General features: G+C 67.9%; 18 protein-coding genes. 13 read left to right on the forward strand and 5 right to left on the reverse strand.

All coding sequences use genetic code 11. The features are described 5' to 3' along the window. Positions 1-235: 235 nt before the first annotated feature. The 5 genes from AC1HC7_RS09395 (at position 236) to AC1HC7_RS09415 (ending at position 2,986) form a co-directional block, all read left to right on the forward strand. Positions 236-604 carry an AtpZ/AtpI family protein gene (locus AC1HC7_RS09395; RefSeq protein ID WP_479495601.1) on the forward strand — a complete coding sequence of 123 codons (369 nt, stop codon included), beginning with the start codon at positions 236-238 and terminating at the stop codon, positions 602-604. 46 nt (positions 605-650) lie between these two features. Beyond that, the gene (locus AC1HC7_RS09400; protein ID WP_479495625.1) at positions 651-1,361 is read left to right on the forward strand and encodes a F0F1 ATP synthase subunit A; all 711 of its coding nucleotides are present in this window, start codon (positions 651-653) and stop codon (positions 1,359-1,361) included. Positions 1,362-1,461: 100 nt separating this feature from the next. After that, positions 1,462-1,701, forward strand: a complete 240-nt coding sequence (locus tag AC1HC7_RS09405; RefSeq protein WP_479495600.1) for a F0F1 ATP synthase subunit C — start codon at positions 1,462-1,464, stop codon at positions 1,699-1,701. Between the two features lie 222 nt (positions 1,702-1,923). Beyond that, positions 1,924-2,490 carry a F0F1 ATP synthase subunit B' gene (locus AC1HC7_RS09410; RefSeq protein WP_479495599.1) on the forward strand — a complete coding sequence of 189 codons (567 nt, stop codon included), beginning with the start codon at positions 1,924-1,926 and terminating at the stop codon, positions 2,488-2,490. Positions 2,491-2,494: 4 nt separating this feature from the next. Then, entirely contained in the window at positions 2,495-2,986 is a 492-nt protein-coding gene (locus tag AC1HC7_RS09415) for a F0F1 ATP synthase subunit B family protein (RefSeq protein ID WP_479495598.1), read from the forward strand. A 94-nt stretch (positions 2,987-3,080) separates the two neighbouring features. On the opposite strand, the gene AC1HC7_RS09420 is transcribed toward AC1HC7_RS09415, so the two are convergent. From AC1HC7_RS09420 to dapA, 4 genes are all read right to left on the reverse strand, one after another. Next, positions 3,081-3,686: a peroxidase-related enzyme gene (locus AC1HC7_RS09420; RefSeq protein WP_479495597.1), complete on the reverse strand. Its 606-nt coding sequence runs from the start codon at positions 3,684-3,686 to the stop codon at positions 3,081-3,083. A gap of 33 nt (positions 3,687-3,719) precedes the next feature. Next, the gene (locus tag AC1HC7_RS09425) at positions 3,720-4,472 is read right to left on the reverse strand and encodes a GNAT family N-acetyltransferase (protein WP_479498961.1); all 753 of its coding nucleotides are present in this window, start codon (positions 4,470-4,472) and stop codon (positions 3,720-3,722) included. Positions 4,473-4,613: 141 nt separating this feature from the next. Next, positions 4,614-5,090 (reverse strand): SsrA-binding protein SmpB, encoded by a 477-nt coding sequence (gene smpB / locus AC1HC7_RS09430; RefSeq protein WP_479495595.1) that lies wholly within the window; start codon positions 5,088-5,090, stop codon positions 4,614-4,616. 4 nt (positions 5,091-5,094) lie between these two features. Continuing rightward, on the reverse strand, positions 5,095-5,973 hold the full coding sequence (dapA, locus tag AC1HC7_RS09435; RefSeq protein ID WP_479495594.1) for a 4-hydroxy-tetrahydrodipicolinate synthase: 879 nt from the start codon (positions 5,971-5,973) through the stop codon (positions 5,095-5,097). Positions 5,974-6,359: 386 nt separating this feature from the next. On the opposite strand from dapA, the gene AC1HC7_RS09440 reads away from it, so the two are divergent. Continuing rightward, on the forward strand, positions 6,360-7,958 hold the full coding sequence (locus tag AC1HC7_RS09440) for a SulP family inorganic anion transporter (RefSeq protein ID WP_479495593.1): 1,599 nt from the start codon (positions 6,360-6,362) through the stop codon (positions 7,956-7,958). A gap of 26 nt (positions 7,959-7,984) precedes the next feature. Here the strand turns inward: AC1HC7_RS09440 and AC1HC7_RS09445 are convergent, their stop codons facing one another. Next, a complete protein-coding gene (locus tag AC1HC7_RS09445) occupies positions 7,985-8,392 on the reverse strand; it encodes a MarR family winged helix-turn-helix transcriptional regulator (RefSeq protein WP_479495592.1) in 408 nt (135 codons plus the stop codon). A 117-nt stretch (positions 8,393-8,509) separates the two neighbouring features. Here AC1HC7_RS09445 and AC1HC7_RS09450 point away from each other — a divergent pair, with 117 nt between their 5' ends. The 7 genes from AC1HC7_RS09450 to AC1HC7_RS09480 form a co-directional block, all read left to right on the forward strand. Further along, a complete protein-coding gene (locus AC1HC7_RS09450; protein WP_479495624.1) occupies positions 8,510-9,655 on the forward strand; it encodes a substrate-binding domain-containing protein in 1,146 nt (381 codons plus the stop codon). 143 nt (positions 9,656-9,798) lie between these two features. Beyond that, positions 9,799-11,394, forward strand: a complete 1,596-nt coding sequence (locus AC1HC7_RS09455; RefSeq protein ID WP_479495591.1) for a flotillin family protein — start codon at positions 9,799-9,801, stop codon at positions 11,392-11,394. Next, the gene (locus tag AC1HC7_RS09460; RefSeq protein WP_479495590.1) at positions 11,391-12,611 is read left to right on the forward strand and encodes an urea ABC transporter substrate-binding protein; all 1,221 of its coding nucleotides are present in this window, start codon (positions 11,391-11,393) and stop codon (positions 12,609-12,611) included. Before AC1HC7_RS09455 ends, AC1HC7_RS09460 begins: the two co-directional genes overlap by 4 nt. 90 nt (positions 12,612-12,701) lie before the next feature. Beyond that, complete coding sequence (locus AC1HC7_RS09465; RefSeq protein WP_479495589.1) at positions 12,702-13,568, forward strand: ABC transporter permease subunit; 867 nt, start codon at positions 12,702-12,704, stop codon at positions 13,566-13,568. Beyond that, positions 13,565-14,632 (forward strand): branched-chain amino acid ABC transporter permease, encoded by a 1,068-nt coding sequence (locus AC1HC7_RS09470; protein ID WP_479498962.1) that lies wholly within the window; start codon positions 13,565-13,567, stop codon positions 14,630-14,632. Before AC1HC7_RS09465 ends, AC1HC7_RS09470 begins: the two co-directional genes overlap by 4 nt. Continuing rightward, a complete protein-coding gene (locus AC1HC7_RS09475; RefSeq protein WP_479495587.1) occupies positions 14,625-15,341 on the forward strand; it encodes an ABC transporter ATP-binding protein in 717 nt (238 codons plus the stop codon). The genes AC1HC7_RS09470 and AC1HC7_RS09475 overlap by 8 nt, the downstream gene beginning before the upstream one ends. Before the next feature lies 1 nt (position 15,342). Next, a partial coding sequence (locus AC1HC7_RS09480) for an ABC transporter ATP-binding protein (RefSeq protein ID WP_479498963.1) occupies positions 15,343-16,117 on the forward strand: 775 nt, incomplete at its 3' end.

Consider the following 16,117-nt stretch of genomic DNA (forward strand, 5'->3'; position numbering starts at 1 on the left):
CGCCGCGGGCCGCCGGTCCGGGGCTGACCGGCGGCGCGGCGGGCGCGAATCCGCCGGGCCGCGGCGGGCCGGGCGCCGCCAAGGCTGCGCCGTCCGGTCGCATGATTATTTTTATCTTTTTATTACAACGACTTGAACAAGTTTCAGGGGGACACAGAGCTGCTTGACACACCTTGCCCCCGCTCATAGTGTGCGCGCCAACGACTGAAGGATCAGCGCCCGCGATGGAGGGGACATGTCGGAGCCCGACACGCCGTCCGATCGCATGAAACGGCTCGACGCGAAGCTGGCCGAAACCCGGCGGCGCCGGGCGCCGGCGCCGCAGGCGCCGCGCGGCGGAAAATTCGCCGGAGCGGAGCTCGCCTGGCGGCTGACGATCGAACTGATCGCGGGAATCGCGGTCGGGGCGGGGATGGGATGGGGGCTTGACAGCCTGTTCGGCACGATGCCGGTGTTCTTCATCCTGATGACGCTGATGGGGTTCGGCGCCGGCGTGCGGCTCATGCTGCAGACCGCCAGGCAGGACCAGCAGGACAAGGCCCGAACGGCAAGCGCCGCGGGCGGGGACAAAGGCGCCGCGGCGCCCCAGAACGAGGGACGTTAAATTGGCGTCACATGAGGCATCCGAGGGCGGCATCGCCGTCCACCCGATGAATCAGTTCATCATCAAGCCGCTGTTCGGCGATGAGGGGCTGAGCCTGTTCACGGTCACCAATTCGACCCTGTGGATGGCGATCGCGGTGCTGATCGCGGTGCTTGCGCTGGTCCTGCCCACGCGCAACGGCACGCTGGTGCCCACCCGCATGCAGACCGTCGCCGAACTGATCTACGGGTTCATCCGCAAGATGGTCGACGACACGCTGGGGCCGGACGGGCGCCCGTATTTCCCCTACATCTTCACGCTGTTCATCTTCATCCTGATCTCCAACGTGGTCGGGCTGGTCCCGGGATCGTTCACCACCACCAGCCACATCGCCGTCACCGGCTTCATGGCCGTGGCGGTGTTCCTGACCGTGACCGCGATCGGCTTCATCCGCCACGGGCTGGGGTTCTTCTCGCTGTTCTGGGTGTCGAGCGCCCCGACGCTGGTGCTGCGCTGCGCGCTGTTCGTGATCGAACTGATCTCGTATTTCGTGCGCCCGCTCAGCCATTCCATCCGACTTGCCGGCAACATGATGGCCGGGCATGCGGTGCTGAAGGTGTTCGCCGCCTTCGTGCCGGTGATGGGGGTGTTCGGCGTGGTGCCGCTGGGCGCCATGGTCGGCTTCACGGCGCTGGAGCTGCTGGTCGCCTGCGTGCAGGCCTACATCTTCGCGATCCTCACCTGCGTCTATCTCAACGACGCGCTGCACATGCACTGAGGCGCGACGCGCCCCCAACCTAATTCGGACCGGCGGGTTGATCCCGCCTCCCCGATCTGACACGACACATCGAAATCAGCTGATCACGAGGAGTATCGACATGGAAGCTGAAGCTGCGGCCCTGCTGGGCAAATACATCGGCGCCGGTCTCGCCTGCACCGCAATGGCCGGCGCTGGCGTCGGCGTGGGCAACGTCGTCGGCAGTTTCCTGACGGGCGCCATGCGCAACCCGGCCGCCGCGCCGGCGCAGACCGCGACGATGTATATCGGCATCGCGTTCTCGGAAGCCATGGGCATCTTCGGCTTCCTGATCGCCGCGCTGCTGCTGTTCGCGGTCTGATCCGATCGATCCCGGGCGGGCGGCCCTCGCGCCGCCCGCCCGGCTCATCCCGCATGACGGCGATCCGCGCGGCCTCGCCCATCGCGGCGCCGTCCGGCGGACCGGCGGCGTCGGGCGGGCCGAAGCGACCGGCATCGACGGTCCCGGCGCGCCCTGGCGGCGCCTGATCGGGCGCCGCAATCAAGCCGCGCCCGCGCGGCGCATGACGAACTGGAGAGCCCCATGGGTCTGTTCTTTGGAATCGCCCAGGCCGGTGAGCACCCGATAAACCCCGAGACCGGCGGCGAAGCCGGCGCCGTGGGTCTGCCCCAGCTTGCCGTTGACGCCTATCCTTCCCAGATCTTCTGGCTGGTGGTCACGCTGGTGGCGCTCTACTTCATCTTCTCGCGGGTGGTGCTGCCCAATATCAGCGGCCTGATCGAGGAGCGCCACGACGCCATCGAGGATGATCTGGACCGCGCCACCGAATTCAAGCGCAAGGCGGAGGAGGCCGAGAAGGCCTATGACGACACGCTCGCCGCCGCCCGCGCCCGGGCGCAGGAGATCGTCGCCAAGGCCCGCGTCGAAATCCAGAAGGACCTCGACGCCGCAACCGAAAAGGCCTTCGCCGAGATCGCGGCGCGCAGCGCCGAGAGCGAGGCCCGCATCGCCGAAATCCGCGCCTCGGCGCTGGAAGCGGTCGAGCAGGTCGGCGCCGAAACCGCCCAGGCGGTGATCGCCTCCATCCTGCCCGCCGCCGCGGATGCGGACGCCGTCAAAGCCGCCGTCGCGGCCAAGCTGAGGGGCTGAGACCATGGACATCTTCCACAACAGCACGTTCGTCGTCGGCCTCGCCTTCATCCTGTTCATCGGGGTCCTGTTCAAATACAAGGTGCCCGGCCTGGTGCTGGGGCTGCTCGACAAGCGCGCCGACACCATCCGCGCCGAACTCGACGAGGCCCGCCGCCTGCGCGAGGAGGCCCAGAGCCTGCTGGCCTCCTACGAGCGCAAGCAGAAGGAGGCCGAGGAGCAGGTGGCCGACATCATCGCCCATGCCCGCACCGAAGCCGAGGACGCCGCCGTCGAGGCCCGCGCCTCGATCAAGGACAGCGTCGCGCGCCGCCTGAAGGCGGCCGAGGAGCAGATCGCCTCCGCCGAGGCCGCGGCGCTGAAGGCGGTGCGGGACCGGGCGGTCACCGTGGCGGTGAGCGTCGCCGCCGACATGATGGCCAAGAACATGTCCGCGGCCGACGGCGCCAGAATGATCGACGATTCGATCGGCGAGGTCGCGGCCAAGCTGCACTGACCGGCGCCGCCCGCGCCAACCAGAAGCCCCGCCCGGAGCGATCCGGGCGGGGCTTTTTCATGGGCTGGCGGCTGGGCGCGCGGGCCGGGCGGCGTCAGCGCGCCATGGCGTGGTAGTCGTCATTGGGGCGCATGTCGATCGCCGAGGCCATGCGGTTGGTCATGTTGTAGAACGAGGCCACCGCCGCGATGTCGAAGATGTCGCGGTCCGAGAACCCGGCGTCGCGCAGCGACTGGCGGTCGTCTTCTTCGATCGTGTGGCTCGCCTCGGTCATCAGCACCGCGAAATCAAGCATGGCGCGATGGCGCGCCGACAGGTCGGCGGCGCGATAGTTCATCGCCAGCGCCTCGCCCAGCTTCGGATCGCCCGACAGCGCCCGCACCGCCGCGCCATGGGCGGTGAGGCAGTAGAAGCACTTGTTCACCGAGGACACGGCGACGGCGATCATCTCGCGCTCCAGCTTGTCGAGCCCGCTGTCGCCCAGCATCAGGTCGTTGTACATGGCCGAGAACGCCCGCAGCTTTTCCGGCGCGAAAGCGTAGGACAGCAGCACGTTGGGCACCAGGCCAAGCTTTTCCTGACAGATGCGGAAATATTTCTCCGTGTCCGCGGGCAGCGGATCGACCGCCGGCAGATCCAGCGCGGTGACCTTGGTTTCCAGCGCCGCCTTCACGGTCTGCGCGATGTCGTCATTGGCCATTGGATCCTCCCCGGCAGCCAGTAGGACGCCCGTTCACGCGGGCGCGATGCGATAGTGGTAGCCCCCGGCCTCGACCATGCCCATGCGCGCATAGAGCGCACGGGCCGGATCGTTGGCCCGGGTGACGGCGAGCGCCAGCGTCCGCGCGCCGCGCTCCAGCGCGAAACCGGCGGCGCCCGCGACCAGCGCCGCGCCGGCGCCCTTGCGGCGCTGATCCTGCGGCACCTCGATGGCGTGGATCATCGCCACGTCACCGTCCAGCGCCACGAAGGCGCAGCCGGCCACCGCCATGTCGCTGCGCGCCATCAGCACCGCCTTGGGATCGCGCGCGCGGGCCATCACCGCCCGGCGCGCGGCGTCGATGCCGCCCGCGTCCCAGATCTCGTCGATCAGCGCCAGCCGGGTGCGCAGTTCGACGATGCGCACCCCCTCGGGCGGTCGCCCGGCCGCAAGCCGGCGGGCGTCGCCGACATAGCGCATCGTCGGATCAAGCAGCGCATGGCCCCGCGCCGCCAGCGCCGCGTCCAGCGTTTTCTCCTCCGTCGAGAGCCTGAACAGCGGGCGCTGGCCGCGGGCGCGCATCGCCGCCTCGGCGGTTTCGATCGCGCCGCCCGGTCCCAGCGCCGTCGCGGCGCTGACCCGGCTGCCGCCGCCGGCGCCGTCGCGCAGCCGCCAGCCGGGGGCGGTCGCGTCGTCGATCGCCGCCGGCGGCCAGGTGCGTTCCAGCGCCGCGCGCAGCGCCGCGTCGGAGGGCGGCGCCCAAGCGCCTTGCGGGTTGCCGGTCATCTTCACTCTCCCTGACCACCGCCTCCCTGACCAATAGCGCGATCGGGCGGCGAACGGCGCAGCGGGATCCGCCCCGCGCCGGCATTGCAGTTCGCGCAGGGCGGATCCCGATACGCCATTGGCCCCGGATCGGCCTTCGGGTCAGCCTTTCTCGCGCATCAGGCGGCTTTTTTCCCGCGCCCAGTCGCGCTTCTTTTCGGTTTCGCGCTTGTCGGACATCTTCTTGCCCTTGGCCAGACCGATCGTCAGCTTGGCGACGCCCTTCTCGTTGAAATAGAGCTTCAGCGGCACCAGGGTCATGCCTTCGCGCCCGATCCCCTGCCACAGCTTGGCCAGCTGGCGCTGATGCACCAGCAGCTTGCGGCGGCGGCGTTCTTCATGGCCGAAGGTGCGGGCCCGGTCATAGGCGGGGATATGGGCGTTGATCAGCCACAGTTCGCCGCCTTCGACATTGGCGTAGGCCTCGGCGATGTTGGCGCGGCCCTCGCGCAGGGACTTGACCTCCGAGCCCACGAGCATGATCCCGCATTCGAGCTCATCCTCGATGAAATAGTTGTGGCGGGCCTTCCGGTTCTCCGCCGCGACCCTGACATTGGGGTTCTGCTTCCTGGGGGCCATGGCCTCAACCGTTCAGCAGGCCGGCATGGACCATCGCCGCGCGCACCTCCGCCCTGGTGTCGTCGCTCAGCGTCACCATGGGCGATCGGACCTCCTCCGAGCACCGCCCCAGCAGCGACAGCGCGTATTTGCTCGGGCACGGGTTGGGCTCGCGGAACAGCGCCGTGTGCAGCGGCATCAGCCGGTCCTGAAAGGTCAGCGCGGCGGCGTAATCCTTCGCGGCGCAGGCTTTCTGGAATGCCGCGCAAAGCCGCGGCGCCACATTCGCGGTCACCGAGATGCAGCCGACGCCGCCATGGGCGTGAAAGCCCAGCGCCGAGGCGTCCTCGCCGGTGAGCTGGATGAAATCCGGTCCGCAGGTCTGGCGCTGCAGCGACGCCCGCGACACGTCGCCGGTGGCGTCCTTCACCCCGACGATGCGCGGCAGCTTCGCCAGTTCGCCCATGGTTTCCGGCGTCATGTCGATCACCGAGCGGCCGGGGATGTTGTAGATGATGATCGGCAGGTCGGCGCAGTCGTTCAGCGCCTTGAAATGCGCGTAGAGCCCGCGCTGGCTGGGCTTGTTGTAATAGGGCGTCACCACCAGCGCGCCGTCGGCGCCCACGGCTTGCGCGAACTGCATCAGGCCGATGGATTCGGCGGTGTTGTTGGACCCGGCGCCGGCGATCACCGGAACCCGCCCGGCGACGGTCTCGACGATGATCTCGATGCAGCGGCGGTGCTCCTGGTGGCTGAGCGTCGGGCTTTCGCCGGTGGTGCCCACGGCGACGATGCCGTCGCTGCCCTCGGCCACCTGCCAGTCCACCAGTTTCCTCAGCGCGTCCTCGTCCACTTTGCCGTTGCTCATCGGGGTGATGAGGGCGGGGATGGAACCTTTGAACATGGCGCGCGCTCCGTCATTCTCTTTCAGGGGTCCCGGACAACAGGCGGCGTCGGGGACGGATCGGCTGGCGGCGCCGCGGCCGCGGCGCCGTCGCAAGCGCCCTTGCAGGGCGCCGGGGTCCCGCAAGAGGCGCGAAACTAGCCCCGAACCCCAGCGCTGGCAAGGCGCAACGGGCCGCCCGGCGACGCCCGCGCGCTTGCGACCCATGCGCCCAGCAATGATTTCACCGCTTCACAAGTCAGAAACGCTTACATATATACACTAGTGAAATGCTGCGATGCAGCGAACTTGACCCCGATCCGGTTTCAGATCACCCCTCGCGCCGCCCTTCCGGCAGGCGCCGCGCCGCCGTTTCGGCGGCGACGCATTGCCAGAGACACGCCGCCATGACATCCCTTTCGCTTGCCCAGCGCGTTCATTCGCTGATCCGCCCGCTTGCCGGCGCCGCCATCACCCCCGCCGAGGCCAGGACCGAGATCCTGTCCGGCCTCACCGTGGCGCTGGCGCTGGTGCCCGAGGCGGTGGCCTTCGCGCTGGTGGCGCAGGTGAACCCGCTGGTGGGGTTGTACGCCGCGTTCTTCGTCGGGCTGATCACCGCGCTGTTCGGCGGCCGCCCGGGGATGATTTCCGGGGCCACGGGGGCGCTGGCGGTGGTGATGGTCAGCCTGGTGGTCCAGCACGGCGTCGAATACCTGTTCGCCGCCGTGGTGCTGATGGGCCTGATCCAGATCGCCGCGGGCGTGCTGAAGCTGGGGAAATTCATCCGCATCGTGCCGCATCCGGTGATGCTCGGCTTCGTCAACGGGCTGGCGATCGTCATCGGCATGGCGCAGCTTGAGCAATTCCGCACCATCGGCCCCGACGGCGACAGGACCTGGCTCACCGGCGAGCCGCTATGGCTGATGCTCGGCCTTGCGGGGCTGGCCATGGCGATCATCCATTTCCTGCCCAAGCTGACCAAGGCCGTGCCGTCGAGCCTCGCGGCGATCGCGGTGGTGTTCGCGCTGGTCTGGGGGTTCGGGCTCGACACCCGGTCGGTGGGCGACATGGCGTCGATCTCCGGCGGGTTGCCGGAATTTCACGTCCCCATGGTGCCGCTGAACCTGGAAACTCTGCAAATCGTCGCCCCCTACGCCTTCATCCTCGCCGGGATCGGGTTGATCGAGAGCCTGCTGACCCTGCAGCTGATCGACGAGATCACCGAGACCCGCGGCCGCAATTCCATGGAATGCATCGCCCAGGGCGGCGCCAATCTCGTCACCGGCTTTTTCGGCGGCATGGGCGGCTGCGCCATGATCGGCCAGAGCATGATCAATATTTCGTCAGGCGCCCGGCGCCGCCTGTCCGGGGTGGTGGCGGCGGTGATGCTGCTGGCGTTCATCGTGTTTCTCGGCCCGGTGATCGAACGCATCCCCATGGCGGCGCTGGTGGGGGTGATGTTCATGGTGGTGATCGGCACCTTCGCCTGGTCGAGCCTGCAGATCATGCACCGCATCCCGCTGTCCGACGCCATCGTCATCGTGGTGGTGACCGTGGTGACGGTGCTTCAGGATCTGGCGGTCGCGGTGCTGGTGGGGGTGGTGCTGTCGGCGCTGGTCCATGCCTGGCGCATCGCCGGGCTGGTGACCGCGCGCACCGAACGCAACCTCGCGAACACGTTGAAGATCTATCACCTGAACGGGCCGCTGATGTTTTCCTCGACCGAGACGTTTCGCGAACTGTTCCAGCCCAAGACCGACCCGGACGCGGTGATCGCCGATTTCGATCATTGCCGGGTCTGGGATCATTCCGGCGTCGAGGAACTGAAAAAGCTCGCCGCCCGCTACGAACGCGAGGGCAAGACCATCCGCTTTCGCCGCCTGAGCCCGGAATGCGCCGCGCGGCTGGGGCGCTACGCCAAGCTGGTGGAGCAGGACGCCCGCGCCGATCCCCATTACGGGCTGATCATGGATCGCGACGACGAACCCGGCGCCGCCGTGCACTGACCGCCGGCGGGTCGCCCGGCCCGGCTTCAGCTCAGGGAGCGCAGCGCCTCCGTCAGCATTTGCAGCTTTTCATGGCCCAGCTTGCGGGTCAGCTCCTCGTTCTGGGCGGTGGCGAATTCGCGCAGCTTCGCCACCTTTTCGCGGCCCAGACTGGTCAGCGCCAACTGCACCCGGCGGTGATCCACGGGCGAGACCTGACGATGCACCAGCCCGTCGGACACCATGCGGTCCACCAGCTTGGTCAGGGTCGGCGGGTTCATCAGGACGATCCCGGCAAGCTCGCCCATGGTGTGGTCTTCCTCGGCGCAGAGCACCTCCATGATGCGCCACGCCTCCACCTGGATGCCCAGTTCCTTGAGCTTGGCGTTCAGGGTCTGGTGCACGTTGCGGTGCGCCGCGGCGAGTGAATAGGACAGATAATCGCCAATGTGCATGGAATGCTCGTTCATATGGACGCCCGCGTCGGTGCTCTGACCAGATAATTAGTTTACTTGGAAAGTAAAATCAATTCCTGTAGCCTGCCCGCGACAAAGGGGGGCGCGGGGGTGAACATGAATGCGGAACTGGCCGACTGGCCTGGCGCGGGGATGGGCCCGGCGGCGCTGGTCGATGCGGCGGCGGGCGGCGATCGCCTGCTCGGGGTCGCCCAGGCGTTCCGCGTCGCCCTGCTGATCCCCATGTGCGGTTCGGCGGGGCTGTGGGCGCCGTCCTGCATCTCCAGCGCCCAGGTCGCCGTCAACGAACTGAACCGCGCCAGGGGCATCGGCGGGCGGCAGGTGCAGTTGATCATGATCGATTCGGCGCTGGAAGCGCAGACTCCGGTCGAAGACCTGGTCAACGCGCTGATCGAGACCGGCTCCATCGACGCCATCGTCGGCATGCATATCAGCGCCATCCGCCAGCGGCTGATCAAGATCGTCAACAGCCGGGTGCCCTATGTCTACACGCCGCTCTACGAGGGCGGCGAATGCACGCCGGGGGTGTTCACCATCGGCGACACCCCGCCCCAGCAGCTGGGCCCGGCGATGGCGCATCTGCAACGGCGCTACAAGCTGCGCAAATGGGCGCTGATCGGCAATGACTACGTCTGGCCGCGCGCCTCGAACGGCTATGCGAAGTCAAAGCTGCGCGACATGGGCGCCGAACTGGTTTACGAGAAATACCTGCCCTTCGGCGGCGCCGACCTCGCCGGCCAGATCGAGCGCATCGCCGAGTCCGGCGCCGATGCGGCGTTGATGTCGCTGGTGGGGCAGGACGCGGTGGATTTCAACCGGTTGTTCGGGGCCGCCGGTCTGGACCGGCAGATGATCCGCCTGTCCTGCGCCATCGAGGAAAACGCGCTGCTGGCCAGCGGCGCCGAGAACCTGAAGCGGCTGTTTTCCTCGGCTTCGTATTTCGCCGCCGTGAACACGCCGGAAAACGCCGCCTTCCGCGAAAAATACCACGGGTTTCACGGCGACCGGGCGCCGGTGCTGAACGCGCTCGGGCAATCGACCTACGAGGGGCTGCAATTCCTGTCCAGCCTGATCGGCGACGCCGGGGCGGACTGGCGCCACAGGCCGTTTTCAGCGGCGAATCCGATCGTGTACAACAGCGTCCGACGCGCGCATTACTGCTCCAATTCCGCCAATGGCGCGCCGATCTATCTGGCGAGAGCCAACGGCGTTTTGTTCGATGATATAGAAATTTTGCTTTAAAAACATATGGATATAAGAATTATTTGAATTGGAAATAATTTACTTGAAATGGAAATGAATTTCTCCCTACCCTGAGACCCATCGACCAATCGTGGGCGGTCGGCGGCTGACGCCGGGCCCGTTCGCGGCGGCAGGAGGGTCTCGTGGTCTGGACGTTGTTGATCGTTTTTCTCGCCATCGCATTGGCCATCCTGATCTGGTTCATGCAGCGATTCTTCGCCAAGGCCACGCGCCAGACGGCGCTGGTGCGCACGGGCTTCGGCGGGCGCCGGGTGGTGGTTGACGGCGGCTGCGTCGCGCTGCCGATCCTGCATCAGGTGCAGAAGGTCTCCATGGGGGCCATCGTGTCGCGGCTGACCCGCGACGGCGCGCGACCGCTGCTGACCGGCGACCGGCTGCCGGCGGATATCCAGATGGAATTCGAATACCGGGTCACGCCCACCGAGGCCGGGGTCGCCGCCGCGGCGCAGTCGCTCGGCCAGCGGATCGCGCGCGACGGCGAGGCGGTGGCCGAATTGCTGCACGGCAAGTTCGTCGACGCCATGCAGAACGCCGCCGCGATGCGCAGCCTTGATGACATCCACCGCGACCGCGCCGGGTTCTCGGCGCAGGTGGCGGGCGACGTGCGCCCGCATCTGGAAAGCCTCGGGCTCAGCCTGGTGGCGGTGGCGCTGGTGCATGTGGATCAGGGGGTCTTCGGCGCCGGGGACGAGACCAACGCCTTCAACGCCGAGGGCATGCGCAAGCTCGCCGGTCTGGTGGCCGAGAACCGCAAGGACCGCATCCGCATCGAGACCGAGGCCGACATCGCCATCCGCGAAAGCCGGCTGGCGCAGGCGGAGCGCCGGCTCGACATCGAGCGCGCCGAGCGCGAGGCCGAGATCGCGCAGCGCGCGCATCTCATCCGCCTCGAAGCCGAGGCCGACGCCCTGTCGGTGGAGAAGAAGGCCGCCGCCTCCCGCGTCGCCGAGGCCGCCGAGCTGGAAAAGGACAGGGGGCTGAAAGCCCTGCGGATCGCCCATGACGAGGCCCTGCGCAAGCTGGAGATGACCGCGATCCGCGAGCTGGAGGAGGAGAAGATCCAGAACGCCGTGCGCCTGTCCGAAAGGCGCCTGGCGGAATCCGAGGCCAGGGCGGCCGAGGAATCGGCGCGCGCCAAGGTGATCCTGGCGGCGGAATCGGTGCAGACCGACAAGGCGCGCGCCGCCGCCGCGCGGGACAGCGAAATCGCCCTGCTCAACGCCAGGAAGGACGCCGCGGTGGAGGCCGCGCGGGCCGCGCAGCAGGCCAAGACCCGCCTGCTGGACGCCGAATCCGCGGCCAGCGCCGAAACCCTGCGCGCCGAATCCGAGGCCAGGGGCCGCGCCGCGCTGATCGCCGCCGAAAACGCCATGAGCGACGCGGTGATCGCCATGAAGCTGGAACAGCGCAAGCTCGACCGTCTGCCCGAGATCATGACCCAGATGATGAAGCCGGTCGAAAAGATCGACTCGATCCGCATCAACCAGATCGGCGGGCTGGGGACCGGCGGCGCCCCGGCCGAGGGCGTGGACGGCGCCTTCGGGGCGGCCATGGAGCAGATCCTCGGCATGGCCGTGCGCCTGCCGGCGATGAAGCGGATGGGCGAGGAGATCGGAGTGGATTTCGACCCCGCCATCGCCGGACGCACCGCGGATTACGCCAACCGCATCAAATCGAAATCCGCCGACGCCACCAAACCGACAGGAGAGAAAGAATGACGCAGACCAGACGGGATTTCATCGCCGCGGGCGCCGCGCTCGCCGCGGCCTCGGCGCTGCCGCGCGCGGCCATGGCCGCCGAAAAGATCAAGCTCGGCACGGTGTTCGACCTGTCCGGCATCTTCGACGCCTACGGCAAGCCGATCGACATGGCGATCCGGCTGGCGATCGACCGGATCAACGCCGGCGGCGGGCTGAACGGGCGCCGGGTGGAGCATATCGGCTACGACACCCAGTCCGACATGGCGCTGTATTCGCAATACGGCCAGCAGCTGACGCGCCAGGACCGGGTGGACGTGGTGCATGGCGGCATCCTGTCGGCCTCGCGCGAGGCGATCCGCCAGACCATGCGCAAGACCAGGACCCTGTATTTCTACAACATCCTGTATGAGGGCGGGGTTTGCGACCGCAACATCTTCATCAACGGCGTCACCCCGGCCCAGCAGGTGGAGGTGCTGATCCCGCATGCCATGGGCCGTTCGGGCAAGAAGGTCTACATTCTGGCGGCGGATTACAATTACGGCCAGATCACCGCCAAATGGATCCGCAAATACGTCGGCGACAATGGCGGCGAGGTGGTGGGGCTGGATTTCTTCCCGCTCGACGTGTCGGATTTCGGCTCGACCATCGCCAGGATCCAGTCGGTGGGCCCGGATCTGATCGTCGCGCCGCTGGTGGGCGGCGCGCATCTGTCGTTCTTCCGGCAATGGGCGGCGGCGGGGATGAAAAGCCGGATCCCGCTGGCCTCGACCACGCTGGGCGTGGGCAACGAACAGATGGTGCTGACCCCCGCGGAGGGCGACGGCATCATGGTTGCCTACAACTATTCCCAGCAGCTCGACACGCCCGAGAACATCGCCTTCAAGCAAGCCTGGAGCGACGCGTATGGCGACGCCTCGACCATCCATGAAACCGCCGTATCCAACTACATGGGCGTGATGATGTGGGCCGAGGCGGTGCGCAAGGCCGGCTCGGTCAAGCGCGACGAGGTGATCGCGGCGCTGGAGACCGGGCTGTCCATCACCGGGCCGAGCGGGCGGATCACGGTGGATCCCAAGACCCACCACGCCACGCTGGACGTGCATGTCATGGAACTGGAGAACCAGACCATGAAGGTGCTGGAGACCCTGCCCCAGCGCGCCCCCATCGACACGCAGGCGGTGTGCGATCTGCAGGCCAACCCCGACGACAACACCCAGTACGAGATCGACATCTAGCCTCGCGCGACCCGCGCCGGGGCGGCGAACGCGCCGCCCCGGACTGACCCGTCCGCGCCGCCGGGCGCCGCATCCGGATTGACAGAGCCCATGGACTACGCCGCCGTCGTCGCCGTCGAAATCGTCTACGCCATCGCCGCGCTGGTGCTGATCAGCGCCGGGCTTGCGGTGGTGTTCGGGATGATGAAGGTGATCAACCTCGCCCATGGCGAATTCATGATGATGGGCGGCTACGCCACCATCACCGCGGTGAAACTGGGGGTGAACGTGTTCGTCGCCATGCTGATCGTGGCGCCGTTGATCGTCGGGCTGATCGGCCTGGTGGTGGAAAGGCTGGTGATCCGGCGGCTTTACGGGCGGCTGGTGGACACCATGCTGGCGACCTGGGGGCTGAGCCTGTTCTTCATCGGCATGGCGACGATGATCTTCGGCAACACCACCACCGGCGTGTCCACGCCGATCCCGGGCTTTGCGCTCGGCGATTATCAGATCAACGGCTACAATTTCTTCATCATCCTGGTGTCGGCCGCGCTGCTGATCGCCATGTTCGCGGCGCTGAAGGGCACGCGGCTGGGGCTGGTGGCGCGCGGCGCCATGCAGGACGCGGACATGGCGGCGGCGCTCGGCTACAGCCCCGAGCGCATCTACATGGCGACCTTCTTCGCGGGCTCGGCGCTGTCGGGGCTGGCGGGGGCGGTGCTGGCGCCGCTGGTGGGGCTGGCGCCGACCTCGGGCGGGGCCTACATCGCCAAGGCCTTCATCACCGTGATCGCCGGCGGGCCGTCGCTGATCGCCGGGCTGGCGAGCGGCGCCGGGCTGTTCGGGCTGGTCAACCAGATCTTCACCTTCGCGGTCTCGCCGGTGATGGGCGAGGTGGCGCTGCTGGTCGCCGCCGTGGCGCTGCTGCGGGTGCTGCCGCAGGGGGTCACGGGGCGGTTCTTCCGGGGGCGGCTGTGAACGCGTCGTCGATGAAGGAGGCGGCGGCGGCGATCCTGATCGCCGGCGCGATCGCCTGGATCGCGCCGGCCTTCGTGTCCGCGTTCACGCTGTCGGTGCTGGTGATCTACGCCATGCTCGGGCTCAGCCTCGGGCTGATCTGGGGCTTTGGCGGCATCCTGTGCTTCGGGCAGGCGGCGTTTTTCGGGCTCGGGGCCTACGCCTACGCCATCGCCGCGATCAATTTCGGCGAAAGCACCGCGCCCATGCTGATCGCGGTGCTGGTCCCGACGCTGTTCGCGGCGCTGCTGGGCGCGTTCATGTTCTACGGGCGGCTGGCGGACGTGTATCTGGGGGTGATCACGCTGGTGGTCACGCTGATCCTGTTCAAGTTCGTCAACTCCACCGCCGGCCCGGCCTACGCGATCGGCAAGGCGCGGCTCGGCGGCTACAACGGCATCCCCGGGTTCCAGACCCTGAACGTGCCGGGGCGCCCGGACGATTACATCTGGGGCGACGCCTTCTTCTATGTCTGCGCCGCGGCGCTGGTCATCGTGTTCCTGCTGGTGAACGCGCTGCTGCGCTCCAGCTTCGGGCGCATCGCCGTGGGCATCCGCGAAAACGAACAGCGCATGTCGCTGATGGGCTATGACGTGCGCGCCCGCAAGACCGCGCTGTTCGCCATCGGCGCGGCCATCGCCGGGCTGGCCGGGGCGCTGTTCGCCAATTGGGGCGAGATCGTCACCCCGGGGCTGTTCAGCCTCGGCCAGTCGGCGGAGATCATCATCTGGTGCATCGTCGGCGGGCTGGGCACGCGCATCGGGCCGATGTTCGGCGCCGCCGGACTGGCCTACATGAAATTCCTGCTGGGCCAGCAATCGGCCATCGACAACACCCTGATAACCGGGCTGATCCTGGTGCTGTTCGTGCTGTTCCTGCCGCGCGGCGTCGCGCCCGCCATCGCCGATCTGTGGCGGCTGTCGGTGCGCCGGGCGCCGCGGCGCAGGCATCACGCCCGCCGGGCGCGGCGCAACAGGGGGCGTGGCGTTGGGGGGCGTGACGATGGGGGGCGGGCCCATGGCTGAAACGGTTCTGGAAACCAGCGCTCTGACCATGCGCTTTGGCGGGGTCACCGCCGCGGACAACGTGGATTTCAAGTTGAAGGCGCGCGAATTGCGCTGCCTGATCGGCCCCAACGGCGCCGGCAAGAGCACGTTCTTCAAATGCGTGACCGGGCTGCTCACGCCCAGCGCCGGCCATGTCTACATGCGCGGCGAGGAGGTCACCGGCTGGGCCCCGCACCAGATCGCGTCGCTCGGCGTCGGCGTCAAGATGCAGGTGCCCAGCGTGCTGGACGCGCTGAGCGTGCGCGAAAACATCTGGCTGGCGGCGCGCCGCTTCCTGCCGGCGCCCGACGCGGCCCGCAAGGCCGACGAGGTGATCGAGCGCCTGGCGCTGGGCCCCGTCGCGCGCGCCGAACTGGGCCGCCTGGCCCATGGCGAGCGCCAGCGGGTGGAGCTGGGAACGGTGATCGCCGGCGATCCGTGGCTTGTCCTGCTCGACGAACCGGCGGCCGGGCTGTCGGGCGAGGACGTGGAGCGCATGACCGGGGTGATCCGCGACATGACCCGCAGCGCGGCGGTGGTGATCGTCGAGCATGACATGCAGTTCATCCGCGCCATCGCCTCCACCGTCACCGTTTTCCATCAGGGCGCGGTGCTGATGGAGGATCACGTCGACCGGGTGATGTCGGATTCGACGGTGCGCAACGTCTATCTTGGAAAGAACGCCTGACATGACCGACGACGACGCCATATGCCTTGACGTGAAGGGCCTGTCCGGCGGCTACGGGCGGGCGCCGGTGCTGCATGGGGTCGAATTCGCGGTGCGCGAGAACGAGGTGGTCGGCGTTCTCGGCCATAACGGCATGGGCAAGTCGACGCTGCTGAAGACGCTCATGGGTTTCCTGCCCGCCCGCGCCGGGGCCATGCGGTTTTTCGGGACCGAGATCACCCATCTGCCGCCCAACCAGCGCGCCGGGCTCGGGATCGGCTACGTGCCGCAGGGGCGCGGGATATTCCCGCAGCTGAGCGTGCGCGACAATCTGCGCTTCGCCTGGCGCGACCAGGGGCAGGGCGACGAGGCCGAGACCATCGCCGCGACGCTGGGCGATTTTCCGCGTCTCGACCGCTTGCTCGATCGCGCGGGCGGGGCGCTGTCGGGGGGCGAGCAGCAATTGCTGGCGCTGGCGCGCTGCCTGATGGGGGATCCGGATTTCCTGCTGCTGGACGAGCCCACCGAAGGCATCCAGCCCTCGATCATCGAGGAGATGTCCGAAACCCTGCTGAAGCTGCGCGACGAACGCGGGCTGTCGATCCTGCTGGTGGAGCAGAATTTCGATTTCATCTCCGACCTGTCGGACCGGGTGCTGGTGCTGGAGCGGGGCCGGATCGTCGGCGAACTGTCGCGCGCCGATCTGGCCGATCAGTCGAAAGTGGATCGGTTTCTCGGGTTCGGGGCGGCGCGCGCCACCCGCGCCACCCGCGCCACCCGCGCCAACGCGCCCCCGC

This window comes from Oceanicella sp., from assembly GCF_056449545.1.